A 245-nucleotide genomic window follows, 5' to 3' on the forward strand; every position below is an offset into this window, starting at 1 on the left:
CGCTAAGCTTATTCACTAATAATTGCGATTGCTTAATATGGCTTATATGCCAAAGCTCAGGTGCGACACCACCTAAATCATGCTGGTAAGGGCGATAAAAGCCAAATTTATCTAAGTTAGTATCAAGCCAATTACTTAAAGGCGCAAACGGCCCACTTTGCAGGTATTCATCAGGTGTTAGCTGTAGTTTATAATCATCACTTACCGCAGCTTTATCAAACACATCTAAATCGGTGCCTAAATGG

At 40.0% G+C, this 245-nt stretch carries 1 protein-coding gene; it reads right to left on the bottom strand.

Features of this window, described 5'->3' with window-relative positions; translation table 11 throughout:
* The coding region (locus AAEY72_RS15975; RefSeq protein WP_352311638.1) for a D-alanyl-D-alanine carboxypeptidase family protein at positions 1-245 on the bottom strand (245 nt) is incomplete at both ends.

The sequence above is a fragment of the Psychrobacter sp. W2-37-MNA-CIBAN-0211 genome, from assembly GCF_040309405.1.
Classification (GTDB): Bacteria; Pseudomonadota; Gammaproteobacteria; order Pseudomonadales; family Moraxellaceae; genus Psychrobacter; species Psychrobacter glaciei.